The sequence below is a fragment of the Pseudomonas sp. DWP2-2 genome, from assembly GCF_049897065.1.
GTDB lineage: Bacteria > Pseudomonadota > Gammaproteobacteria > Pseudomonadales > Pseudomonadaceae > Aquipseudomonas > Aquipseudomonas paracarnis.
Map to the genome: position 1 here is coordinate 65,144 of NZ_JAFCVN010000013.1, position 22,184 is coordinate 87,327.

The 22,184-nt window shown below is 55.5% G+C and carries 24 protein-coding genes; 11 read left to right on the top strand and 13 right to left on the bottom strand.

Annotated features, from left to right (window positions below; translation table 11 throughout):
• Positions 1-2 precede the first annotated feature (2 nt).
• From ACP7CZ_RS22815 to ACP7CZ_RS22835, 5 genes are all read left to right on the top strand, one after another.
• Positions 3-461 carry a GNAT family N-acetyltransferase gene (locus tag ACP7CZ_RS22815; RefSeq protein WP_014720105.1) on the top strand — a complete coding sequence of 153 codons (459 nt, stop codon included), beginning with the start codon at positions 3-5 and terminating at the stop codon, positions 459-461.
• Positions 462-782: 321 nt separating this feature from the next.
• Positions 783-1,439 carry a DedA family protein gene (locus tag ACP7CZ_RS22820; protein WP_003194521.1) on the top strand — a complete coding sequence of 219 codons (657 nt, stop codon included), beginning with the start codon at positions 783-785 and terminating at the stop codon, positions 1,437-1,439.
• Between the two features lie 6 nt (positions 1,440-1,445).
• Positions 1,446-2,261 carry a zinc-dependent peptidase gene (locus tag ACP7CZ_RS22825; protein ID WP_057975558.1) on the top strand — a complete coding sequence of 272 codons (816 nt, stop codon included), beginning with the start codon at positions 1,446-1,448 and terminating at the stop codon, positions 2,259-2,261.
• A 109-nt stretch (positions 2,262-2,370) separates the two neighbouring features.
• The gene (ppa, locus tag ACP7CZ_RS22830) at positions 2,371-2,898 is read left to right on the top strand and encodes an inorganic diphosphatase (RefSeq protein WP_003176323.1); all 528 of its coding nucleotides are present in this window, start codon (positions 2,371-2,373) and stop codon (positions 2,896-2,898) included.
• A gap of 211 nt (positions 2,899-3,109) precedes the next feature.
• Positions 3,110-3,880: a LexA family transcriptional regulator gene (locus ACP7CZ_RS22835; protein WP_034126892.1), complete on the top strand. Its 771-nt coding sequence runs from the start codon at positions 3,110-3,112 to the stop codon at positions 3,878-3,880.
• A gap of 888 nt (positions 3,881-4,768) precedes the next feature.
• On the opposite strand, the gene ACP7CZ_RS22840 is transcribed toward ACP7CZ_RS22835, so the two are convergent.
• The 3 genes from ACP7CZ_RS22840 to ACP7CZ_RS22850 form a co-directional block, all read right to left on the bottom strand.
• Positions 4,769-5,533 carry an SDR family NAD(P)-dependent oxidoreductase gene (locus ACP7CZ_RS22840; RefSeq protein ID WP_294167367.1) on the bottom strand — a complete coding sequence of 255 codons (765 nt, stop codon included), beginning with the start codon at positions 5,531-5,533 and terminating at the stop codon, positions 4,769-4,771.
• A 189-nt stretch (positions 5,534-5,722) separates the two neighbouring features.
• A complete protein-coding gene (locus ACP7CZ_RS22845) occupies positions 5,723-6,415 on the bottom strand; it encodes a Crp/Fnr family transcriptional regulator (protein ID WP_294167364.1) in 693 nt (230 codons plus the stop codon).
• Between the two features lie 426 nt (positions 6,416-6,841).
• Positions 6,842-7,504 carry a TetR/AcrR family transcriptional regulator gene (locus ACP7CZ_RS22850; RefSeq protein WP_197880351.1) on the bottom strand — a complete coding sequence of 221 codons (663 nt, stop codon included), beginning with the start codon at positions 7,502-7,504 and terminating at the stop codon, positions 6,842-6,844.
• 183 nt (positions 7,505-7,687) lie between these two features.
• Between ACP7CZ_RS22850 and ACP7CZ_RS22855 the strand changes: the two genes are divergently transcribed.
• Genes ACP7CZ_RS22855 through ACP7CZ_RS22865 form a run of 3 tightly spaced genes read left to right on the top strand, consistent with a single transcriptional unit; the run spans position 7,688 to position 10,406 of the window.
• Positions 7,688-8,881: an acyl-CoA dehydrogenase family protein gene (locus ACP7CZ_RS22855; protein WP_197880350.1), complete on the top strand. Its 1,194-nt coding sequence runs from the start codon at positions 7,688-7,690 to the stop codon at positions 8,879-8,881.
• 17 nt (positions 8,882-8,898) lie between these two features.
• Positions 8,899-9,852: an NAD(P)H-dependent flavin oxidoreductase gene (locus ACP7CZ_RS22860; protein WP_294167358.1), complete on the top strand. Its 954-nt coding sequence runs from the start codon at positions 8,899-8,901 to the stop codon at positions 9,850-9,852.
• The gene (locus ACP7CZ_RS22865; protein ID WP_198791694.1) at positions 9,849-10,406 is read left to right on the top strand and encodes an NADPH-dependent FMN reductase; all 558 of its coding nucleotides are present in this window, start codon (positions 9,849-9,851) and stop codon (positions 10,404-10,406) included. The genes ACP7CZ_RS22860 and ACP7CZ_RS22865 overlap by 4 nt, the downstream gene beginning before the upstream one ends.
• Positions 10,407-10,863: 457 nt before the next feature.
• Here ACP7CZ_RS22865 and ACP7CZ_RS22870 read toward each other — a convergent pair whose 3' ends face one another.
• Positions 10,864-12,141 (bottom strand): outer membrane protein transport protein, encoded by a 1,278-nt coding sequence (locus ACP7CZ_RS22870; protein ID WP_198862895.1) that lies wholly within the window; start codon positions 12,139-12,141, stop codon positions 10,864-10,866.
• Positions 12,142-12,828: 687 nt separating this feature from the next.
• On the opposite strand from ACP7CZ_RS22870, the gene ycaC reads away from it, so the two are divergent.
• Complete coding sequence (ycaC, locus tag ACP7CZ_RS22875; protein WP_014720109.1) at positions 12,829-13,461, top strand: isochorismate family cysteine hydrolase YcaC; 633 nt, start codon at positions 12,829-12,831, stop codon at positions 13,459-13,461.
• 152 nt (positions 13,462-13,613) lie between these two features.
• Here the strand turns inward: ycaC and ACP7CZ_RS22880 are convergent, their stop codons facing one another.
• The 9 genes from ACP7CZ_RS22880 to ACP7CZ_RS22920 all read right to left on the bottom strand — a co-directional run bounded on the left by ACP7CZ_RS22880 (position 13,614) and on the right by ACP7CZ_RS22920 (position 20,998).
• Complete coding sequence (locus tag ACP7CZ_RS22880) at positions 13,614-14,771, bottom strand: glutathionylspermidine synthase family protein (RefSeq protein WP_294167350.1); 1,158 nt, start codon at positions 14,769-14,771, stop codon at positions 13,614-13,616.
• An 11-nt stretch (positions 14,772-14,782) separates the two neighbouring features.
• The gene (locus ACP7CZ_RS22885; protein ID WP_181125279.1) at positions 14,783-15,493 is read right to left on the bottom strand and encodes a DUF1190 domain-containing protein; all 711 of its coding nucleotides are present in this window, start codon (positions 15,491-15,493) and stop codon (positions 14,783-14,785) included.
• Positions 15,494-15,511: 18 nt separating this feature from the next.
• Complete coding sequence (locus tag ACP7CZ_RS22890; RefSeq protein ID WP_003194539.1) at positions 15,512-15,940, bottom strand: DUF350 domain-containing protein; 429 nt, start codon at positions 15,938-15,940, stop codon at positions 15,512-15,514.
• Between the two features lie 15 nt (positions 15,941-15,955).
• Positions 15,956-16,630, bottom strand: coding sequence for a DUF2491 family protein (locus ACP7CZ_RS22895; protein WP_054896926.1), 675 nt, complete (start codon positions 16,628-16,630; stop codon positions 15,956-15,958).
• Positions 16,617-17,651, bottom strand: coding sequence for an ion channel (locus tag ACP7CZ_RS22900; RefSeq protein ID WP_054896927.1), 1,035 nt, complete (start codon positions 17,649-17,651; stop codon positions 16,617-16,619). The genes ACP7CZ_RS22895 and ACP7CZ_RS22900 overlap by 14 nt, the downstream gene beginning before the upstream one ends.
• Positions 17,652-17,723: 72 nt before the next feature.
• Entirely contained in the window at positions 17,724-18,284 is a 561-nt protein-coding gene (locus tag ACP7CZ_RS22905; RefSeq protein WP_197880345.1) for a rhomboid family intramembrane serine protease, read from the bottom strand.
• Positions 18,285-18,440: 156 nt separating this feature from the next.
• A complete protein-coding gene (locus tag ACP7CZ_RS22910) occupies positions 18,441-19,139 on the bottom strand; it encodes a PspA/IM30 family protein (protein WP_014720114.1) in 699 nt (232 codons plus the stop codon).
• Between the two features lie 17 nt (positions 19,140-19,156).
• The gene (locus tag ACP7CZ_RS22915; RefSeq protein WP_032895109.1) at positions 19,157-19,738 is read right to left on the bottom strand and encodes a YjfI family protein; all 582 of its coding nucleotides are present in this window, start codon (positions 19,736-19,738) and stop codon (positions 19,157-19,159) included.
• A 228-nt stretch (positions 19,739-19,966) separates the two neighbouring features.
• The gene (locus tag ACP7CZ_RS22920) at positions 19,967-20,998 is read right to left on the bottom strand and encodes a PDDEXK nuclease domain-containing protein (RefSeq protein WP_054896929.1); all 1,032 of its coding nucleotides are present in this window, start codon (positions 20,996-20,998) and stop codon (positions 19,967-19,969) included.
• 174 nt (positions 20,999-21,172) lie between these two features.
• Between ACP7CZ_RS22920 and ACP7CZ_RS22925 the strand changes: the two genes are divergently transcribed.
• Together ACP7CZ_RS22925 and ACP7CZ_RS22930 are read left to right on the top strand one after the other, a co-directional pair.
• Positions 21,173-21,817: an NAD(P)H-dependent oxidoreductase gene (locus ACP7CZ_RS22925; RefSeq protein WP_082423386.1), complete on the top strand. Its 645-nt coding sequence runs from the start codon at positions 21,173-21,175 to the stop codon at positions 21,815-21,817.
• On the top strand, positions 21,756-22,133 hold the full coding sequence (locus tag ACP7CZ_RS22930; protein WP_054896931.1) for a MerR family transcriptional regulator: 378 nt from the start codon (positions 21,756-21,758) through the stop codon (positions 22,131-22,133). The genes ACP7CZ_RS22925 and ACP7CZ_RS22930 overlap by 62 nt, the downstream gene beginning before the upstream one ends.
• Positions 22,134-22,184 lie beyond the last annotated feature (51 nt).

Consider the following 22,184-nt stretch of genomic DNA (forward strand, 5'->3'; position numbering starts at 1 on the left):
GCATGCGGATTACTCAAGCGACCCTGGAACACCTGGACCTGTTGACCCCGTTGTTCGTCAAATACCGCGAGTTCTACGGGGCCTTGCCGTTCCCGGACTCGTCACGGGCCTTCCTGGAAAAGCGCCTGCGGCGCAAGGAGTCGGTGATCTACCTGGCCCTGGCCGACGATGACGACAAGCGGCTGCTGGGGTTTTGCCAGCTGTATCCGAGTTTTTCTTCGCTGTCGCTCAAGCGGGTGTGGATCCTCAACGACATCTATGTGGCCGAGGACGCACGCCGGCAACTGGTGGCTGACAACCTGATGCGCACGGCCAAGAAAATGGCCAAGGACACCCACGCTGTACGGTTGCGGGTATCGACCAGCAGCGATAACGACGTGGCGCAGAAGACCTATGAATCGATTGGGTTTCGCGAAGACACCGAATTCAAAAACTACGTGTTGCCGATCAACGAAGACTGAAAACCAGTCAGCCAGACACCGCACTATCCTTGTGGGAGCTGGCTTGCCTGCGATGGCGGAGTGTCAGCGAGCATTTCTCATACTGACCCACCGCTATCGCGGGCAAGCCAGCTCCCACATTGGATCCGGCGACTGGCTTGAAGCCCAACCCCTTCACAATTTCGCGACACTCCCCGCTACAAAAGCCACACGCTTTTCACCTCTCAATCCGTATAATGCCGACCTTTCAGGGTTGTAAGAACCGCGACAATTACTTGTAGCCTTATTGCCTGAGCTTCCGCACAAGCCCGCTGAGTCGGGCTATTCACACAGGTGCCATCCATGGATTTCAACCCGCTCGACCTTATCCTGCATCTCGACGTCTACCTCGACATGCTGGTAACCAATTACGGTCCGTGGATCTACGCCATTCTGTTCCTGGTGATTTTTTGCGAAACCGGCCTGGTGGTCATGCCTTTCCTGCCGGGCGACTCCTTGCTGTTCATCGCCGGTGCTGTAGCGGCTGGCGGCGGTATGGACCCAGTCCTGCTGGCCGGCCTGCTGATGCTGGCGGCCATCCTCGGCGATAGCACCAACTACGTGATCGGACGAACGGCGGGCGAGCGCTTGTTCAGCAACCCGAACTCCAAGATCTTCCGCCGCGACTACCTGCAAAAAACCCACGACTTCTACGACAAGCACGGCGGCAAGACCGTGACCCTGGCGCGCTTCCTGCCGATCCTGCGTACCTTCGCGCCGTTCGTCGCGGGCGTGGCCAAGATGCCGTATCCGCGCTTCTTCGGCTTCAGCGTACTGGGCACCATCCTGTGGGTCGGTGGCTTGGTGACCTTGGGTTACTTCTTCGGCAACGTGCCTTTTATCAAGAAGAACCTGTCGCTGCTTGTGGTGTTCATCATCCTGCTGTCACTGGTGCCGATGATTATTGGCGTAGTGCGCAGCCGCTTTGGCCGCACGTCCTCCGAAGCCAACCCGCACTGACCGCCCGTGTGGTCCCTCAGCGCCTGGCGTCGCCGGCGCCTGCTGGCCAAGCACCCGATTGCCGATGACACCTGGCAACGGGTGCGCCACCACCTGACCTTCCTCGACGGCATCACGCCGGAGCAAGACCAGTGGCTGCGCGAAGCCTGCGTGGTGTTCCTCAGCGAAAAACACCTCACCGCCCTGCCCGGCGTCGAACTGCATCAGGAACAACGCCTGTTGCTCGCCGCCCAGGCGCAATTGCCGCTGATGAACCTGGGCGACCTCGACTGGTACCAGGGTTTCCATGAGATCGTGCTGTACCCCGACGACTTCCTCAGCCCGCAACGCCATCGCGATGCCAGTGGCGTGGAGCACGAATGGGACGGCGAACACAGCGGCGAAGCCTGGCAACAAGGCCCGGTGATTCTCGCCTGGCCTGGTGTGCTCGCCAGCGGCCAATGGGAAGGCTACAACCTGGTCATCCACGAGCTGGCGCACAAGCTGGACATGCTCAACGGCGACGCCAACGGCCTGCCGCCGCTGCACCATGACATGCGCGTGCAGGACTGGGCCAGCGTCATGCAAGGCGCCTTCGATGACCTCAACCGCCAGTTGGACGCCAACCCGGACGCCGAGACCGAGATAGACCCTTACGCTGCGGAAAACCCGGCGGAGTTCTTTGCCGTCACCAGCGAGTATTTCTTCAGCGCCCCGGATTTACTGGTCAACAGTTATCCACAGGTGTACGCCCAACTCAGCCGCTTTTATCGCCAAGATCCGCTGGCCCGCCTGACTCAACTGCAAGCCAGCGACCCGCGCTACTCGCCACAGGGCGAATGACCGTACGACGCTTGGCGCATGGCATCGGCGTCAGAATATGCCTATAATCGCCGCCACTTTTAGGCCAATCCGGCCATGTCATATGGCCAACTAACGGGGGCAACGCCCAATGAGCTACAGCAAGATTCCGGCTGGCAAAGACCTGCCGAACGACATCTACGTCGCCATCGAAATTCCGGCCAACCACGCGCCGATCAAATACGAAATCGACAAAGACAGCGACTGCCTGTTCGTTGACCGTTTCATGGCCACCCCGATGTTCTACCCGGCCAACTACGGTTTCATCCCCAACACCCTGGCTGACGACGGTGACCCCCTCGACGTGCTGGTCGTGACCCCTTACCCGGTCACCCCAGGCTCGGTTATCCGCGCCCGCCCAGTCGGCATCCTGAACATGACCGACGACGGCGGCGGCGATGCCAAAGTCATCGCAGTGCCACACGACAAGCTGTCCCAGCTGTACGTGGACGTGAAGGAATACACCGACCTGCCGCCACTGCTGCTGGAACAGATCAAGCACTTCTTCGAGAACTACAAAGACCTCGAAAAAGGCAAATGGGTGAAGATCGACGGTTGGGGCAACGCAGACGCCGCCCGCGCCGAGATCATGAAGTCGGTTGCTGCCTACAAAGGCTGATACCCGCACCTCAGTGCCACGGCAAATAAAAAGCCCCGTTAATTCGGGGCTTTTTTATGGGCCAGACTAAACATCAAGTTCAATGTTTAGTTGCAGCGTTTAACCAAGTTGCACATATGAAAGATCAAGCCATAACTAAGCCAGATCCTACAACTGCAAATCAACGCATGGTTTATTTGATGGGACTTTCCGGCCAGTAAACTCTGCGTTTATGAATACATCAGGTGATCGTTTAAAAGCACTACTACGGGAAGTTCATCTTTCCGCCTCCGACTTCGCCAAGAACCGCGGCGTCACGCCTCAGCACGTGAACAACTGGTTCAAACGCGGCGTCCCCATGGGCCGACTCAACGAGATCGCAGAATTGCTGTGCGTCTCAAGTCGCTGGTTAAGCGACGGTAAAGGCCCCAAGCACCCGCCTGCCAACTACCTGTTGGAAGGCCCCATCGCAAGGATTGCAACCACCCGCGAAGACACAGGCAAATACCTCACAGGCCCCGCCTGCCGCCCGGAAAAAACCGACGTGGAGATCCCTCTCCACCCCACCTTCACCTCAACCGAACGCATCCGCGTCTCCTTGCACAATCTGGAAACCCTCAACGTCAACCCCGACCGCGCGATAGGCGCCTACATGGTCGACAACAGCATGATCGACATCATCCAACAAGGCGCCACCCTCGCCATCGACCGAGGCCGCACCCAAATCATCGACGGCGAAATCTACGCCGTCGAACACGACGGCATGCTGCGCATCAAATACCTCTACAACCGCCCTGGCGGCGGCCTGCGCATGCGCAGCCACAACGCCAGCGAACACCCGGACGAATATCTGAACCACGAGGAACGCTTCGAGCAAAGCTTCAAGATCGTCGGCTGGGTATTCTGGTGGTCCACCCTCAACAACCGCCGCCCACCGGTGCCGCTGGATGAACACCTGCTGGGCTGGGAAGGCTCTAAATCGGAACCGGAGGTGGGCAACTGAAGTGAATGTGGGTATCATGCGCCGCACATTTGGCAGGGGTCGCTTTTAGCTGATTCCCTGCCGGCGAAGCGGAGGAGTTCCCGCGGATGCCCCTACTATTCAGCCTGACGCAATGTGGGCTGAGCGATTTGAAGGCTGGTGAGGTTTGTCAAAAACAAGCTGAGGCAGTCCCCCGAGAAGCCGGCCACAAGCCGGCTTTTTAATGTCCGAAATAATCCTGCCCCATCCGAGAATCTTCCTGATAGCTAAGATATTTCGGGGCTTTCGGACATTTCTCTTTCCCATGGTGTTCTTTAATTAACCCATCCGTAAATATGGCTTTAGGGAAAACTCAGCTAGCCGAGTTTTACAACACCCGCAATCACCACCAAGAAAAAACGCGCTTGATATTTAATTATTGCAACCACAGAGAAACAGCAAACACCTGGCAGGTAATTAATAGCATATCGAACACAGAAATCACATTTAATATTAGATGACACACAGACCATAACTCAATTGCATTAACAATAGCCCCCCAAATCGAAGTACACTGCAGACAATAATTTTACCGCAATAAAAAATGGGAAGTATTCCAGAAGGTCGTGGCTTCCGCCTCCCTAAACCCATTGGGAAAAAGTTCTAGCTCACAACCCCGCAACGCCCTGAAAATATTCACGCGCGCTCAAGCTGCAAAACAGAGCATCGCAAGCACAGCGGCCACTATCGCCTCCAGAACATTGCAACACCAATATTAAATATTCTTTGATTTTTACCAGCGAGTGGACCGCGGAAAAAACTGATTTTTCACAACTACCCGGTCACCTCAATTACTCTAATAGAGAATATTTCGATCTTTTTAAAGTCTATCAGCGGGTGCATTCTTATCGACTGATTGAACAACCGCCATCAAGCGGAATCAAGCGGAATCACTGCTCCAGTCATAAACGACGATGCCGCGGACGTTAGAAAAATAACGGTTCCAACGATATCTGATTCAATACCAAGACGTCCGCGCGGCATTGACTTTATTATAGCATCGCCATGCTTACCAAGCATAAACTCTGTCATTTTAGTTTTGAAAGGGCCTACCGCTATAGCATTAACGTTAATGTTTGCATACGCGAGATCGCACGCTAAATGGCGGGTCAAATGGTGCACCGCTGCCTTACTTGTGGAATATGAATAATTTTCAAACTCAGGAACACTAATCCCGTCGACAGAACCGATGTTAATCACTCGAGATGGATCCGCGAGGCTGCCGGCTGCCTTTAACGCGTTCACCAAGCGCTGAGTTAAGAAGAAGACAGATTTCACATTGAGATCAATCACCTTATCCCACCCAGCTTCAGGAAACGCATCAAAACTCGCCCCCCAAGTGACGCCAGCATTATTTACCAAAATGTCGATTTCTGGCTCACGCGCCAAAATTTTTTCGACCACAACGTCCAGCTGCGCTAGGTCTGCCAAGTCGGCAGCGATTGCGATCGCCTTACCATATTGTTTCAAATCAGCTTCTGCTTGTGCACAGGCTTCAGAACTGCGAGATACCACATAGGTTTTAACCCCGTTCTGCACCAGCCCTTTGGCAATCATGAAACCTATCCCTCGAGTGCCTCCAGTTACGACAGCAACCTTGCCAGACACATCAAAAAGCTTATTATTACTATTCATTTTTAATGCTACCCACCGGACGTGTGCGTATCAGAGAACAATTTTAAAGCGCTTCGATTTTTGTAATGAACCCGATCCGCCTTGGGTCACACACCGGGCCCCTATGATAGAAAGAGTCGCTCCCTAACAACGTCATACAAATGACACTCTTGTACCTTCTCATGCAACATCACCCGTCGCGATGTCGTATCATTCATCATCTATATTGTTTTTAGTTTGACGACCATGATCGTGTATGTAGCGGACAAGCCCTTCCCTATTCTTTACCAAAATTCTACCGTAATCGGTTTCTATTAGACCCAACTCGCGCAATTCCCTTATTGCTCGGTTAACATTAGGTCGAGCACTGCCAACCATCAAGCCTATATCTGATTGGGACAAACTCAGGCTGACAGCAACTTTTTCTGACTTTTGCATCTGTGCCAAAGAAACAAACCGAGACGCTATGCGGGCGGCGACCGGCAGCGTCAAAAGCTCCTCGATTATCTGAAGCGCACCTTTGAGTCGACGATTAGTCTGCGCAACTATAGCCGCTTCAATGTCATGATAACGAGCCCTAAGATCATTAAAGTCACGCGCACCCCATACTCTTAATACCGACTTCCCCCGCGTGATAAAGTTTATCGAATACGATTCATTGCTAGCTACAGCGCTGTCACCGATTACATCTCCGGGCCTATAGATATAGATCAGAACTTCTTGTCCATCCGCGGTTAATATACATTGCCGAACCGCGCCAGAAACAATCTGAAAGACCTCCGTCATTGGATCACGCTGACGGTACAGAGTAATGCCACCAGGCAGGCTACGTATGCGTGACTTTTCACGCAAAGCTTCGCTAGCCGAAGGACTCAAGTCTTCGATCCAATTAAAACCGGTCATTTCATCACTCCCCTTTCGCATGTAATCAATCGTCTCTAACCAACCGACCTATCCGCCGCCAGAATATGTTCAAGGTACGGCTTACCAGGTTGCGCCCTGACCACATCAAATCACGACTACAAGCCGTCACGCAAATTCGGACAACCCGTGGTTGGCGATACGTTCGTCGATTACTGTTATTGACCTACGAAAAGGAGACTACGCGCCAGACTTGATTAGAAGCCAACCCTCCACAACCTCAGCCTTATATATTAAGACAACTGCAAAAAAAACCGATCTAAATACCGAACACTGCCCACTCGATCAGACTGGCAAATGCGCCCCCCCACCTTCAACGTGGTAGGTCAGTCCCCACAACAATCATGAGTAACGCAATAATTTATATATTATTTAATGCTTTATTATTCTACGTATTAACACGCCACACTAGGATTTAGCTTGAGCAGCTCTCGGCGCGAGTCCAGCAACACTGAATACCAAACGCTCGATGGCGGGTAGGAAAATCCGATGTTCGAAGTCCTTGCGTGGAAGGGATAACTGAGCAATGACCAAGCCGCCGATGGCATGCAAGACGAAGGCAAAGTCGGCGCCTGGGTCCTGCGAGCCGAGCTTCAGAAACGCCTCTCTGCAAAGGTCAGCGTGTATACGTCCCCACTTTGATAGGGCTGGACGCAAGCTCGGGTCGTGGGCACCGGCAAGATTCAGTTCGTATACAGCGATCCCCATACTGCGATCCTCGATCAGCAGGCGAGTGTTGTACTGGGCGATGAGCGTAGCGAACCGTGCTGGGTCATGTGCGCACGCCTCTAAGTCAGGAGCGATTTCGCTGAAACTGGTGGCGATTTTTTCGCAGGCATGGTCGATGGCTGCCGACATCAATGCGCCCTTCGAACCGAAATAGTAAGCAACCGAGCCATGACTGCAACCCGCTTCCTTGGCCACGCTGCGCAGGCTGAGGCTGTGATGCCCATCGCGAACGATCAGACGCATGGCTGCTTCAATCAGCGAAAGGCGGCGCTGCTCCCCTTTGGCGGAAAGGTTTTCGTCGCAGCGGGACGGCGACGGTTTATTCGAATGCAGTTCTGTCATGACAAGACCTGAGGAGGAAGACGGTTCTCCACGGCCAATTTTTCCGGCTGCGGCATGAGGGGTGATTATTTCAGATACGCGCCTATTGACAAAATTATCCACTCGGATAAAAGTAAAAATACTCCACTTGGAGTACTTTTCTGTGCAGCTGTCTGCCACCCGCTTGAAAACAGGAGAACAATAATGAGCACTGTTGCCCCTTCCGATTCCCAGCGTGAAGACCTCTTGGCCTCGGCCGATGATCTTGGGCGTCGCTGTGCGGCCCGGAGCAAGGAGATCGAAGCCAATCGATTCCTGCCTCAAGACTTGGCCGAAGCGCTGGCCGGCGCCGGACTGTACCGTATGCTGACGCCGCGCGAGTATGGTGGACTGGAAGTGAGTGTGGAGACCTTTGTCGAAGTTATTGAGCGGCTGGCAAGCTACGAGGCCTCGGCTGCCTGGTGCACATTCATCGACTGCACCGCTTGTATTCTCGCCGCCTATTTACCCAATGAGGGCGCGTCGGAACTGTTTTCCAATCCTCAGCTAAAGGCGGCGGGTGTGTTCGCCCCGCGTGGCAAAGCCACACGTGAAGTGCGCGACGGCGTACCGGGCTTTCGCATCAGTGGTCGCTGGGCATGGGGGTCGGCAAGCAAAAATGCTGACATCGTCCTCGGTGGCTGCATGGTCCTCAACGAGCAGGGCAAACCAGAAATCCTCCCCGACGGTTTTACACGTGTGCAGATGATGGTATTCCGTCGAGACCAAGTGACTTGGCTGAACAACTGGGACACGTTTGGGCTACGTGGAAGTGGCAGCGGCGAGTTCGAAGTGCATGACGTATTCGTAGCTGAACATCACAGCGCCTCGCTTACGGATGATGAGCCGCTGCCTCGAACGCTTTATCGGTTTCCCGCATTCGGCCTGCTCGGTATTGGCGTAGGTGCTGTGGCGCTGGGTATAGCCCGACATGCGCTGGACAGCCTGTGCGACCTAGCCAAAGTGCGAACACCGCAGTTCAGCGGCAAAACCCTGGATCAACGTCCGGGCACGCAACAGGCAATAGCAAAGGCCGAGGCTGGCTTGCGCTCAGCGAGGGCTTTCTTGATGGAATCCGTTCGTCAGGCGTGGAATGAGGCCGAGCAGCAAGGTGTGATTGCCCTTGAAAAGCGCCGCGATATTCGCTTGGCTACGACTTACGCAGTAGAGATCGCCCGTAACATCGTTACCAGCATGTATCAACTGGGTGGTGGCTCTTCGATTTTTGACAGTTCGCCCCTGCAGCAATGTCTGCGTGACATCCACGTAGTCACCCAACACTTCATGGTGAGTGAATCCACCTATGAAGTGGTCGGGCGGCTATTCCTTGGGCTCGATACCAACGTCTCTATGTTCTGAAACAGAGGAGACCTCCAATGAGCATTCCTACGGAGTGGCGTTCACGTCTTGCATTGCCGCTAATCGCGGCTCCAATGTTCCTCATTTCTGGACCGCAAATGGTGATCGAGTGTTGCCGAAACGGTGTAATTGGTAGCTTTCCGACTCCCAACGCCCGCACTCCTGCGATTCTTCGAGAATGGCTATTGCAGATTAGCCAGACGCTTACCGAAAAGGATGCGCCTTGGGCGGTCAACCTAGTGGTACACCGCAGTAATGATCGTCTATCGCAAGATCTCGAGTTAGTTGAAGAGTTCAAGCCACCACTCGTGATCACTGCGCTTGGCAGTCCCAAGGCGGTAATCGAGCGGGTACAGAGATACGGTGGCCGCGTACTAGCGGATGTCAACTCGCTGAAATATGCAAGGGAGGCCGCTAAGGCAGGCGCTGATGGCCTGATTTTAGTCAGTGCCGGATTTGGCGGGCATACGGGACAGATGAACGGCTTCGCCATGGTCGGCGCCGTTCGTGAGTTCTTCGACGGCATTTTGGTACTGGCCGGAGGCTTGATGACGGGGGCCTCAGTACGCTCCGCCGAATTATTGGGTGCAGATTTAGCATCCATGGGTACGCGTTTCATTCCTTGCCAAGAAAGCCTCGCTGATGAGCACTACAGGAAAATGCTAGTGGAATCTGGCTTCGAGGATCTGGTGCTAAGCAACCAAGTCACCGGTGTGGCAGCCAACTGGTTGCGGCAGAGTTTGGATCTTGCGGATATCACTGATGACAACCCGGGCAAGTCCACGGCGATCGACTTCGCCGATCCCAAAGGCGCAAAACGACGCTGGACTCAAGTACGGTCCGCGGGACACGGCGTGGATGCGATCAAGCGTTCGGAGCCCGCACGCGAGCTAATCGCCGGTTTGGTCAACGACTACTGGCAGGCCGTTCGCCGGCCGGCCTTCATCTGCACGGAAGAGACACTGAAATGAAAAAACCTTATATCGTGGCTATCGGTGGCACTACTCGCTCCGGTTCAATGACTGAGCGAGTGCTGCTCAACGTCCTCAGTCATGCAGAAAACGGTGGAGCTCGCATCAAACTGTTGGGGGGAGAAAAACTGCAGTTACCCCTGTATGGCTCAGCACCGGTTTCCCACCCACTGGTGCAGGATTTGCTCAACGAGATACGGCAAGCCGATGGCGTGATTCTGGCCTCGCCCGGTTATCACGGAGCGCTTTCTGGATTGATGAAAAACGCTCTCGACTATATGGAGGAGGCGCGTGGCGATGCGCATCCCTACCTAAGTCGTCGCGCCGTGGGCTGCATCGGTTTAGCGGCAGGCTGGCAGGCCGGCGCGGCTACCCTAGTGGGATTGCGCAGTATCGTTCATGCATTGCGTGGCTGGCCCACACCTATGGGCGTTGTGATCAATTCGACGCAGACAACTTTCGAGGCGGACGGTGCATGCAATGACGAACTGGTGGATAAACAATTACAAATCATGACCGATCAGGTGTTGGAGTTCTGCCACATGACTCATTAACGTAATGCCAACTTCACGCTCTGAAACTTTGACTGATCTTACGCCGAATCGGCCACTCTATGTGAATTGGTAAATCGTCCGGTCATCACGCGTAAACGCCTATTGCAGCGCGCAGCCTTATACAACTTACATCCAATTGGTCAACGGGGGTTTAAACTGACCCAAGTATCTGGAAACCTTGGTATGACCGAGGCGCGAAGATCATGTTATCAGAGTTATATAGTCGGCCTCGGACCCATCGCTATCCAGAATACCCTGTATAGCGACAGGCGATATACCATGACATTGTCGGTACAGACGGCGGCCAGAAAACCACTGTAGAGGTCGTTTAAAGACGAAGCTTTTATATCGTCAGGGTTGCTCTGGCAAAGATGAGGAACAGCCAGTAAATCTGACAACCACCGTAGCGGAGCAATTACCCGGCAGGGCGCCGAAGTGCGATATCAACATCGCCCGCTCAAAAGCGATAAGTCATCTGCGCTGTCAGTCCATGTGCGCTATTTTCGTACTTCGCGCTGTATGCGGGCTGGAGACCGGATGAGTTTGACTGACTGACCGGAGCAGCGTTTTCCCAAAGGTAAGCATATGCAATGTCGAATGTCACCTCGCTCAAGGGAGAGTAACCTGCGCCAACAGTCACTGTTCGACGATCCCCCACAGGGATGCGAACGATCCGATCTTCGTTCGTCGTCGGAGACGGATCGTAGGCAAAGCCAGTTCGCAGCACCCACTGCGGTGTCAATTGGTAGGCAGTACCTACAGCCACCGACCAAATATCACGAAAGTTGACCTCCTCACCCACCGTCCCAAATCCTAAAGCGACGCCGAGCGGAGGGATTCCCTCATTCTCAGCAGTCAAATCCTTCAGGCGACTCCAGCGTGTCCAAGTTGTGCCAAGGTAACCAGTCAACTTCTCATCGAAGCGGTATGTCAGTGAGGTGTCGACAGACTCTGGAAGAGTGACATCCATGCTCGTGCCGTATCGACCGTTCAAGCGAAAAGCAGCGGGGGACTCCGAAACGCTGATGTGGCCTTTGAGGCTATAATCAACCTTGGAATGGTAGGCTAAGCCCCACGTGGCGGACTCACTGATGTCGATCATCACACCAAGGTTATAACCGATAGCAGTATCATCCCCCTTAATCTTGAGTTCGGTATCTTTTCCAGTTGGGTTAAGCGCTGCGGTGGCCAAGTCATTCTTCAACTTGCCATCAAGACGATTTATGGTTAAACCTCCTCCGACAGAAATGAAGTCATTGATTCGGAAGCTGATGGTTGGCTGGAAAGTGATGACTTTTACCATACTATATGATCCGTGATAGCGACCTTGGAACGAAGACTCATAGTCGTTGATCAGTCCGAACGGCGCATACACACCTATCCCAACACTGACGTCATCACTCAAGGGGGACGAAGCGTACCCAAACGGAATGGTTGTAATAGGAGCTGAATCACCCTTATTAGTACCTCGAGCACTGCTCGATACATTTTTTATATCAATGCTCGGATCAATGACTGCAAAACCACCGCTGACCTCCGAACGCTTGAGCTTTACTAATCCTGCGGGATTTCCGTAGATAATACTTGCGTCCAGAACAGTCGATGCCCTGCCAGAAAATGCCGTGCCCGCCCCACTTGCACTCTGTTCATTAACTGTGACGCCGTTGGAATATGCTTGAAGCGATATTGCACAAGCACTCAGGGCAAAAACTCGAGAAACAGCCTTTTTATACATTGTTATCCGACTCCGATTCGTAAAATGGCCCTTTGACGAATACACAAAGGGCCCTACCACGCGCGCATGCACTTTTCACAACGTGCGTGAAACATGGGAGTTCTAATTCTATTAAGGCGAGAAAGCCCAAAGTGTCACCTAGGAGACAATCTGCTCGAGAAAATCGTCTGAATAAGCAAAACGGGAGAGCAAACCGAAAAATCGTGACCTCTCGATCGTCCCAATACGCTTAGACAATGAGTAGAACCGGCCTGACCGAATTGAGTATTTTCCGCAACTACCACCAACGCTTGAAAAACTGCCACTCAATAAAATTGCTATGTCAGTGAGACATGAGTCGCGTGACGACATCGAATCCAAAACAACGTTATCCATAGCAAAGTTCCAATCGCTAATTGAAGCGGTCATTTGTGGAACTAAACAAACGGTGGCAGCCGTAAGCAGTTAGTCCACCGGTCGCTTGGAACCCGGCGCACACGAGGGTGTGCTGCGCACAGCTACCATAAGATGCAGGCGATGGGGATCCTTTGCGCAGCAATCCGATGCAAACATTATGCGCCAACAACTGTCTCTTTTAAGTTGACAGTAAGACTCCTTCCACCCAATTTATCCCTCGTCACCCACCCATTAATCTGTGCCCATGTTGAACGCAACGCCCAACCAACCTAAACAAAAAAGGATTCAACCATGAGCACTGCAACCTACAACCGCTTGAACAAAGACGACGCCATTGTTCTGCTGGTCGATCACCAGACCGGCCTGATCTCCCTGGTGCAGGACTTCTCCCCCAACGAGTTCAAGAACAACGTGCTGGCCCTGGCTGACCTGGCCAAGTTCTTCAACTTGCCGACCATCCTCACCACCAGTTTCGAGCAAGGCCCTAACGGCCCGCTGGTGCCGGAGTTGAAGGAGATGTTCCCGGACGCGCCGTATATCGCTCGCCCTGGTCAGATCAATGCCTGGGACAACGAGGATTTCGTCAAGGCGATCAAGGCCACGGGGCGTAAGCAAATCATCATTGCCGGTGTGGTGACGGATGTGTGTGTGGCGTTCCCGACGTTGTCGGCGCTGGCGGAAGGGTTTGAGGTGTTTGTGGTGACGGATGCGTCGGGCACGTTCAACACCACGGTGCAGCAGGCGGCGTGGAGCCGGATGACACAGGCCGGTGCACAGTTGATGAACTGGTTCTCGGTGGCGTGTGAGTTGCACCGCGACTGGCGCAACGATATCGAAGGGCTGGGGAATTTGTTGTCCCAGCGGATTCCTAACTATCGCAATTTGATGAACAGCTACTCGGCCCTGTCTGCTCGCCAGAGCTAAGACTGCCATGCTCCGTATTGAGCCTGCCTGAAAAGGCAGGCTTTTTTATGGGCGTAGATTGAGATGCGTGTGGGTGACGCGGAGCGTCACTGGATGCATTACCACGCGGAGCGTGGGAACGATCAAGCGGAGCATGGGAACGATCAACTTCCTTAATCCAGGATCAAGTGCGGCAGAAACCGGCTTGAGTCCTTGGTGATCAAGCTATTGTCCTCTCGCACACCTATGCCAGCGGCCTGGTCGCCAATTACCCAAGAGCCGATCAGCGTGTAGCTGTCCCCAAATTTTGGCAGCGGTGCGAACTCCTGAAGGATGAAGGGCGCATCCGTGTAGGGGCCGTCTTCTTTTACGATCAGGCCGTCGGCGGTTTGTAGTTCGATGTTGGCGCCTTCCCGGGAGAAGAACGGCTTGCGCACCCAGCCTTTTGGCACGGCCTTGCCTGGGTCGGTGTCCAGGTGGGACGCGAGCAGGTTGGGGTGGCCTTGGTTGAATTCCCACAGCAGCGGCAGGATGCCTTTGTTGGAGAGGACGGATTTCCACGCGGGTTCGAAGAACTGCGTGTCGCTCTTGGCAATCGCGGCACCAAAGGGCTCGTGGAAGATGAACTCCCAGGCGTGCAGTTTGAACAGGTGGGGGATCCAGCGATCTTCAAGGTCGACGAAGCGGCCTTCGCTGGTCAGGCCGATGTCTTCGACGTCGATGTGGCGCGATTCGATGCCGACTTTTTCGGCAACCAGACGCAGGTAGTCGGTGGTGCCTTTGTCTTCGATGGAGTCTTTCATCGAGGCGAAGTAGAACGGCTGGTTGACCTGCAGTTGGGCGAAGGCCTGGTGCAGTTTGGTGTCGATGCTATTGAACTGGTCGGCGTGCTTGGGCAGCAGGCCGCGCTCGATGCATTGTTCCAGCCAGCCCCACTGAAACGCAGCTGCTTCGTAGAGGCTGGTGGGGGTGTCGTAGTTGAGCTCCAGCAACTTGGCGGGCCCGCTGCCGTTGTAGGAGAAGTCCATGCGCCCGTACAGGTGCGGGTGGCCTTCGAGCCATGAGGTTCGGATCATGTCGTAGAACGGCGCGGGGATGCTCAGGCGTTCAAGCAGTTCTTCGCTGTGGACCACGCGGGCGACGAGGTCAATGCACATGTCATGGAGCTCGGTGGTCGGGTCTTCGAGGTCGCGCTCGATTTGTTTGAGCGTGAACTGGTAGTACGCGCTTTCGTCCCAGTAAGGTTCGTCGTCGATGGTATGGAACAGGAAGCCAAGACTCTCGGCTGTGTGTTTCCAGTCATGACGCTCTGCGCATTGGATCTTCTTCATGGCCGGTTTCCTTAGCTGCTCGACCCGCCGCCCCAGCCGCTGCGTGCGCTGGCTTTGCTGCCGAAGCCGCCGCGGGAGGTGGCCGATGAAACCGAGCTCGACTTAGGTGAAGAGCGCAGCGTGTTGGTGTAATTGCTGCTGCCGTACCGGGCCTGATTGGAACGGCCAAAGGTCGCGCCATTGGACACGCGCTGGTTGAGCGTCGAATTACCGTAGTTGCCGCGATCATCGCGATAGCGGTACACCGGTTCCGAACGGTAGCTGTTGCGGTTGTTGCTCAGCATGTTGCCGATCAGCAAGCCGGTCAGCAGGCTGCTGGTGGAGAAGCCTGAGCCGCCGCTGCTGGCCTGAGCATTGGCCGCTTGCGCATTGGCAGCGTCGACCTGGGATTGGGTCACCTGGCCTTCGGCAGTCAGTTCGAAACCGCCCAAGCGCGGGATGAATTTGCCGGTGGAGTCTTGCTGGCACCAATCAGCGACAAAGTCGGCGTCGCAATCGGCCTGGCTGTCATACACCGGCGCAATGCGGCGATGCTCGGCCATGGCCGTCATGTAGGCGTCCGAGCAGACGTCCACCGGAAGCTTTTCATCGGCGCATTGCTGTACCGACTGGAAGTTGTACTTCTTTTGCAGATCGTAGGTTTTTTCCGTTGGGCCGCAGCCGGATATCGCCATGGCGACCGACGCTGCCAGCGACAGCTGGACGTACTTGCTTCGTTTCATCGGGAGCTCCGTGGGCAATCAGTTCGAGGTGGGCGTCATGCACGCGGCATTTAGCATGCCGACGCTGATGGCCACCGCGGCCACGTAGATACCGGCCGCCAGTTCGCCCTTCTTGATGCGCTCGGACGTGCCTTTGAGCACCAGGCTGGTCAGGAGGAACGCCAGCAGCTGGACGACGGCGGCGATCACGGCCCAGACGATGAAGTCGAGAACGTTGATCGAGTAGGCAATCACGTTGCTGGCCGGAATGGCGAAACCGACGATGGCACCGCCCAGGGCGACCGCTGCGGAGGTGTTGCCCGCACGGATCAGTTCGAACTCCTTGTGCGGGGTGATGCGGGTGTAGATGAACTGGAACAGCGCGAACAGTACCGCAGCCCCCAGGATGTAGAGGACAAAGCCGAGCACCGCAGCTTTGTTGAGGGAGATGGAGAGTGCTTCTAGCATGGACGGCTTCCTTTTTTAGAGCGTAGTCAGGTCGGTGGTGTACAGCGAAATGCCCAGGGATATGCTCAGGCTGATGGTGCCTTCGGCATCTTCTTCGACGGAGAACAGCAGGAATTCTCGACGGTCGGTCAGGCCGGTGTCGCGGGCGTATAGCATCGAACGGTGCTCGACGCTGTAGGTGGCTTCTGGGCTGGTGACCTGTTCGCTCATCGCCACCAATTCGGTCTGGCCGTCCTCGCTGCCCCACTCCCGGAAGTACTCAACGCCGTCGTGGGTGTAGGTCGGCAGCCCGATCAGGCTCTGTGGGCCCGCCAGCCTGCGCAGTTCCGCTTCACTGCTGATGGTGACGTAGCTGAGGTAGTTGAACAGAATCACTGACTCGACCTGGCCCGCTATCTGGCCGGTGGTGTGCACCTGCAACCAATAATCTTCGTCGTTCATGTAATAGCGCGACAGCCAGGTGGACTGGCCAAGATCGATGGTGCCATTGCTCCAGATTTCCTGGGAGCCGGGGATCACCACGTTGGTTTTTTCATCGAGCAGCAATTTCAGGGTGGTGTCGAACATCACGCCCTTGCCCGGCGCCAGGCCCAAAGGACCGGTAGCAGGCAGGCTTGGGCTGGCGGTTCGGCTCGAGTCGGTAGTGGCTTTTGGGGCCTCAAGCCCCATCAACTGTTTAAGCCATCCCATGGGAGATTTCCTTAAGGCGAGTGGAAGCGATGTAGAAGAGTTCGCCGCCTTTGACCTCTGTGGCACTGGGCGGGTTGATCGACGGCTGCTGAACACCTTTGGCGCGATAGCCAATGAGGGTGGCGTTGTGGCGCTCCTTCATCTGCGTGTACAGCTCGCCGAATGTTGCCTCAAAGGCTTCGGGCAATTTCATCAGGTACTGGGTGGCGCCCTGCCCTACGCACAGCAATTCATTGATGACCACCGACGAGCCCGGATCCTGAGAGGCGCGCACCAGCATTTCAATTGCCATGCTGGACGTGCACTCCAGGCGCGGGGCGTAGGAGCTGGCGAGTGCGGCGATTTCACTTTCGTTGAAGTGGGCGACCACATGCCCGACGGGACTCAGTTGGTTCACCGCCAGCACGGTGGCCAGCGTCAGGTCATCAGACGGGGTTCGCACCAGCACACGCTCGGCACCGGGCACACCGGCACGCAGCAACAGTGCGGTGGAAGACAGGCTTTCGCCGCGGATGAACGCTGCTTTGCCCGGCATCGGGTTTTCTTCAAGGCTGCAATCGCAGATCACGATCAGGTTGTCGTTCGAGGTTTCGTCTTGCAGCAACAATTCAATCACCCGCTCGCTGGACGCGCCCTCCCAGCCGATCAGCACGGTATGGCCGACCTTGCCGGTGAAATCACCTTTGCCCTTCATGCCTTTTCTCCATGCATCGATAACACTGCTGGTGGTTTTGCCGATGGCGGCCGTGAGCAGCGCAATGCCCCCGAGCATGACCCAGGTCGCCACGAAAATTCGTCCCGCCGAGGTCTGCGGCGCGAGGTCGCCATAGCCGACGGTGAGTGTGGTGGTGAGGTAGAAGTAGATAAACGTGGCGGGAGCGGTGAGGTGTTGTTCGCCCAGCAACACCAGGCCCAGATAAGCCGTGCTCAGGTGGACACCCAAGGCAACGATCAGCCCTGCCCAACCGAAGCGGTGAAAGAGGGACGAGGCGTACATGCGTAACAGTAGGAAAATCGACATTTGGCCCCTGGCTCCCTGGGTACTTGAATCCTGACGACAGCATCGCCTCGGCGTCTGGATGCTCAAGTGCGTTCACCCGGCATTAAACCCGCTGCGCGGCGTGGATAGAAGTACCTTGGCTGCAATAAATCCGGCGAGCGCACCAAACAGATGCCCTTCGAAGGAAACGCCCTGCCGCGGAAGGAAGCCCACGACCAGTCCGCCATACAGCAAAGCCACGACAGCGGCTGTTAGCAGGTTGCCCCAGCTTCTATGGAACCAGGCGCGAGACAGCAGATAGGCCCATAGCCCGAACACCCAGCCGCTGGCGCCGACGTGTACGCCTGAAAAACCGAACAGCCAGACCAACAAGCCGCCCAGCAGAATGACGATGGCACTGACGGCGATGAACCGGTTGACCCCTTCGATCATGACCAGAGAGCCCAAGACCAAAAAGGCAATCAGGTTGGCGCTCAGGTGAGCGAAGGAGGCGTGCAAAAACGGCGAGGAGAGTATGCCGAACAGACCCTGCACCGTTCTTGGGATTAGCCCGAATGCCATGAGGCTGTAACCGGTCGCCACATTGAGCAGTTGCAGCGCGACCATGAAGAGGGCCAGGCCTGCGATTGTCTTGAAACCCTTCAAGGCGTTCATCCTGACCTCAACATGCAAAAGAAGAGCACTGCGACTGTGGCGAGGGAGCTTGCTCCCGCTGGGGCGCGAAGCGGCCCCAAAAACAGGACTGCTGCGCAGCCCAGCGGGAGCAAGCTCCCTCCCCACAGAGTTGCAGGCTTAACTGACCTACGTTGATTACTCAGCCGACTTTTGCTTCAGACGCTCCAGAATCGCATTGGCACTGCCTTCGTTCGGCGTGATGCCGGCATCGCGCAGTTTGCGTTCCAGGTCTGTCCCCGTCGACGCTTCAGCCAGCTCATCCTGGGCTTGCAGCTCAGCGGCGCGTTGTTGCTGTTTGGCCTGCAAGCGATTGAGCGTACCGACGGCGGTTTCCAGCTTGCCGTTGGCACCGCCGCTGGCAATGGAGGCACTGACCTGGGCCTTTTGCACGCTGTCGCGAGCCTTGGCCATGTCCACTTGCTGGCGCAGGCTTTTGATGCGGCTTTCGGCCTTGGTGATGTCTTTGCGCATGCTCTCAGCGTACCCACCGAACTCGGTGGTCTGCTTTTGCTCCACGTCCCGCTCGTTGGTCAGGGTCGAAATGGCTTCGGCCACTTCCAGGGCGAGGTCTTCACGGTTGGCCTGGATAGCGGCCATCGCCTTGGATTCCAGGTCTTTGATCTTGGCGTCGTACTCGCCAACGCGATCAGCCGCCAGTTTGTGCTTGGCCATGATGCTTACCAATTCACGCTTGGCGTTGGCCAAGGCGCTGTCGGCATCGCGAATTTCCTGGTCGAGGATGCGCAGGGCCTGTTGGTCGACGATCGATTCGCCGACTTCGCTGGCACCGCCACGCAACGCGGTGAACAATTTGCTCCAGATGGACTGAGTCATTGGGTTTTCCCGAATAATTAAATGAAGAAACGTTCGAAGGCTTCGCTGGCGCGCTGCACGTTATCAACCAGGGTTTTCACCTCGGTCACGATGTTGGTCAGGCTGGAGTCGGAGCTGAGCGCACCGAACATGTTGTAAACCACCTGCCCGTTCGGCATGGACTCGATACCGATGGACGACAACGGGAACATCTCCCGGCTGCGCAGCACGGCGTCGTTGAAGGCCGGCACGTCGTTGATGGACTCAGCGTCAACCAGGACGGTATCCACGATGATTTGCTCGCCCACCACCGCGATGTAAATCGGCAAGCCACCAAAGTCGTTCATCTCCAGCTTGATGCTGGACTCGGAGCCTTGGACGAGAGAAAGCGTAATGTCATTGGACGTCACGTCATCCAGCGCCTGAAGAGCACTGAAGAGGCGATCGATATTCCAGTTGGTACCTGCGCTCATGAAATTCTCCGACATGAATGAGCCAGCCAGGATCGGTTGGCGTAGCTGTTTCTCCATTTGCTTGAGCAGGCTTCGGTTTTCGGGAAGCACCCAAGTCTCGTGTTTCACATAACCGGCCGCCGCCAGCCCCGCACGCATCTGCTTCATGTAAAAGCTCGACGGCTTTTTTGCGGACGGCTTCAAGCGCTCTCCCTTGAGGCTTGTTGAATCGGTATCGGGCCCAGTTGATGGGCTCGATGGAGAGCTGCTGTTCATGGTACTGACCTCGCTGTGAAAAACTCACGCGTGAGAAAATCTACAGGCAATCCGCAAGGTACTCAATAGCTCACGCGTGAGATTTTTCCTTACATTTTTCAACCACCGAAAAGACCCAGCCTATCCCGCCAACTCTCGCTCGATTTGCTCGATGCTAGGCAAGCTCGACTGCAGTTCGACTGGCAAAGACTCCATCAGTTGATATTCCGCCACACCAATAGGTCGGTTGTTATCGCGCAGTGCATATTCAGCCACCACTTCATTTTTACCCTTGCACAGCAAGAGACCGATAGTCGGGCCGTCTTGTGGGTGCTTTATCTCGGCATCCACCGCCGCAAGATAGAAGCTCAATTTGCCCAGATGCTCGGGCTTGAACTTGCCCGCCTTGAGTTCGATCACCACATAGCAACGCAGCTTCAGGTGATAGAACAACAGGTCGATGAAGAACTCATCGCCGCCTACATTCAGCAGCACTTGCCGGCCAACGAAGGCAAAACCTGCGCCCAACTCCAACAAGAAGTCAGTGACATGCTTGATCAGGGCGTTTTCGATTTCGCGCTCTTGTGCATTCTGACCCAGGCTGAGGAAATCAAAGCGATAAGGGTCCTTAAGAGACTCGCGAGCCAGGTCGGATTGCGCTTTGGGCAGATGGCTTTCGAAGTTGCTCACTGCCTTGCCACTGCGCTCCAACAGGCGGTTTTCAATGTGCATCACCAAGGTGTTGCGCGACCAACTATGCTTGATCGTTTGGATGGCGTACCAACGTCGCGTTTCAGGGCCGGGAAGTTTGTCCAGAAGCGCGATTTGATGGTACCAAGGCAATTGTGCAAGCACCTCTTGCACAAACTCCGAATCCGGCCACGCCTCGGCAAAAGCCCTCATGTACTTCAGATTGCGCGGCGAAAAACCCTTGATGTCCGGAAAGGCCGCTCGCAGATCTTGCGCAAGGCGGTCAATCACTTTACTACCCCAGCCTTGAGCGTGCTGACGCGTCAAAATATCGTGGCCGAGCTGCCAGTAGAGCAGCACCAGCTCACGATTAACGGCAATTGATGCGCGCTGTTGCGCCTGATGGATACGGCCCTTGAGGTCTGTCAGCCAATCGCCGTAGCCCTCAGGAGGCGCGATCAACCCGATAGAAGTTTCGCTCATGCCTTTTTTACTCTGGTGTTTTCGGCAGGCTAGCCAACCGACAGTACCGTCACAAGCATTCGAGAACAGTTCAGGAAGGGTCCTGCGTACCTCACAGAAAGGTCCTGCTGGCACTTGACTCTCCCCTATACGGCACCCCCTACCCTGAATGCCCTTTTCTCAGAACTTATCACCATGAGTCAGCGCATTCTGGTCATTCTCGGCCACCCGTCCGCCGATAGCTTTTGTTCCGCCCTCGCACACACTTATATCCACGCTGCTAAAACGGCCGGTCACGAAGTCCGCGTCCTGCGCCTGGGTGATCTCAGGTTCGACCCCATCCTTCATCATGCTTACACCCAGGTTCAAGCGCTGGAACCTGACTTGCTCAGCGCCCAAGCCGACATCCTTTGGGCCGAGCATCTGGCCTGGGTTTTCCCTGTCTGGTGGGGCGGTATCCCGGCACTGATGAAGGGCTTTATCGACCGCGTTTTCCTCCCCGGCTTTGCCTTCAAATACCGCACAGGCAAGGCATTCCCAGACACGCTGCTAAAGGGCCGAACCGCGCACTTGTTAGTGACCCTCGACACGCCGCCGTGGTATTACCGCTGGGCTTATCGCATGCCGGCCATCCACCAAATGCGGCGCACCACGCTGGCGCTGTGCGGCATCGCGACGAGCAAGACGCTGCTGTTGGGGCCGGTGCTGGGCTCTTCGCTGACGCAGCGGGCCAAGTGGCTCAAACAGGCCGGCGCACTATTTGAAAAAGGGAATTTTCATGTACATCGGCAAAGCCGCGCAGTTGTCCGGCACGACCATCAAGGCGATTCGTCACTATGAGGCGATCGGGCTGATGCCAGCACCTGCGCGTGAGGGCGGTTATCGCGTTTATACCGCGCAGAGTGTCGAGCGGCTGATGTTTATAAAGTGCGCGCAACAGCTGGGGTTCAAGCTCAAGGAATTACAGGAGATTTTGCAGGGGTACGAGGGTGACGCGCTTCCTTGGGACAAGGCTGATCAAGCCATCGCCAATAAGAAGCAAGCGTTAGCCATGCAAATTGTGGCATTGCAGAATATGCATCGGGGTTTATTGGTCTTCGAGGCCCAATTGAAAGCGGCGCAGGGGGAGTGCTCGGTCGCCACGAAGGCAAGCTGAGACTCGGTGAGCCGAATAAACTCATCAATCGGCTTACACCACCGTGTGTGC

What these genes read in the sequence shown, in the direction of transcription:
- ACP7CZ_RS22815 (WP_014720105.1), top strand. Translation starts at nt 3, where the DNA reads ATGCGGATTACTCAAGCGACCCTGGAACACCTGGACCTGTTGACCCCG.
- ACP7CZ_RS22820 (WP_003194521.1), top strand. Translation starts at nt 783, where the DNA reads ATGGATTTCAACCCGCTCGACCTTATCCTGCATCTCGACGTCTACCTC.
- ppa (WP_003176323.1), top strand. Translation starts at nt 2,371, where the DNA reads ATGAGCTACAGCAAGATTCCGGCTGGCAAAGACCTGCCGAACGACATC.
- ACP7CZ_RS22835 (WP_034126892.1), top strand. Translation starts at nt 3,110, where the DNA reads ATGAATACATCAGGTGATCGTTTAAAAGCACTACTACGGGAAGTTCAT.
- ACP7CZ_RS22840 (WP_294167367.1), bottom strand. Translation starts at nt 5,533, where the DNA reads ATGAATAGTAATAATAAGCTTTTTGATGTGTCTGGCAAGGTTGCTGTC.
- ACP7CZ_RS22845 (WP_294167364.1), bottom strand. Translation starts at nt 6,415, where the DNA reads ATGACCGGTTTTAATTGGATCGAAGACTTGAGTCCTTCGGCTAGCGAA.
- ACP7CZ_RS22850 (WP_197880351.1), bottom strand. Translation starts at nt 7,504, where the DNA reads ATGACAGAACTGCATTCGAATAAACCGTCGCCGTCCCGCTGCGACGAA.
- ACP7CZ_RS22855 (WP_197880350.1), top strand. Translation starts at nt 7,688, where the DNA reads ATGAGCACTGTTGCCCCTTCCGATTCCCAGCGTGAAGACCTCTTGGCC.
- ACP7CZ_RS22860 (WP_294167358.1), top strand. Translation starts at nt 8,899, where the DNA reads ATGAGCATTCCTACGGAGTGGCGTTCACGTCTTGCATTGCCGCTAATC.
- ACP7CZ_RS22865 (WP_198791694.1), top strand. Translation starts at nt 9,849, where the DNA reads ATGAAAAAACCTTATATCGTGGCTATCGGTGGCACTACTCGCTCCGGT.
- ACP7CZ_RS22870 (WP_198862895.1), bottom strand. Translation starts at nt 12,141, where the DNA reads ATGTATAAAAAGGCTGTTTCTCGAGTTTTTGCCCTGAGTGCTTGTGCA.
- ycaC (WP_014720109.1), top strand. Translation starts at nt 12,829, where the DNA reads ATGAGCACTGCAACCTACAACCGCTTGAACAAAGACGACGCCATTGTT.
- ACP7CZ_RS22880 (WP_294167350.1), bottom strand. Translation starts at nt 14,771, where the DNA reads ATGAAGAAGATCCAATGCGCAGAGCGTCATGACTGGAAACACACAGCC.
- ACP7CZ_RS22885 (WP_181125279.1), bottom strand. Translation starts at nt 15,493, where the DNA reads ATGAAACGAAGCAAGTACGTCCAGCTGTCGCTGGCAGCGTCGGTCGCC.
- ACP7CZ_RS22890 (WP_003194539.1), bottom strand. Translation starts at nt 15,940, where the DNA reads ATGCTAGAAGCACTCTCCATCTCCCTCAACAAAGCTGCGGTGCTCGGC.
- ACP7CZ_RS22895 (WP_054896926.1), bottom strand. Translation starts at nt 16,630, where the DNA reads ATGGGATGGCTTAAACAGTTGATGGGGCTTGAGGCCCCAAAAGCCACT.
- ACP7CZ_RS22900 (WP_054896927.1), bottom strand. Translation starts at nt 17,651, where the DNA reads ATGTCGATTTTCCTACTGTTACGCATGTACGCCTCGTCCCTCTTTCAC.
- ACP7CZ_RS22905 (WP_197880345.1), bottom strand. Translation starts at nt 18,284, where the DNA reads ATGAACGCCTTGAAGGGTTTCAAGACAATCGCAGGCCTGGCCCTCTTC.
- ACP7CZ_RS22910 (WP_014720114.1), bottom strand. Translation starts at nt 19,139, where the DNA reads ATGACTCAGTCCATCTGGAGCAAATTGTTCACCGCGTTGCGTGGCGGT.
- ACP7CZ_RS22915 (WP_032895109.1), bottom strand. Translation starts at nt 19,738, where the DNA reads ATGAAGCAGATGCGTGCGGGGCTGGCGGCGGCCGGTTATGTGAAACAC.
- ACP7CZ_RS22920 (WP_054896929.1), bottom strand. Translation starts at nt 20,998, where the DNA reads ATGAGCGAAACTTCTATCGGGTTGATCGCGCCTCCTGAGGGCTACGGC.
- ACP7CZ_RS22925 (WP_082423386.1), top strand. Translation starts at nt 21,173, where the DNA reads ATGAGTCAGCGCATTCTGGTCATTCTCGGCCACCCGTCCGCCGATAGC.
- ACP7CZ_RS22930 (WP_054896931.1), top strand. Translation starts at nt 21,756, where the DNA reads ATGTACATCGGCAAAGCCGCGCAGTTGTCCGGCACGACCATCAAGGCG.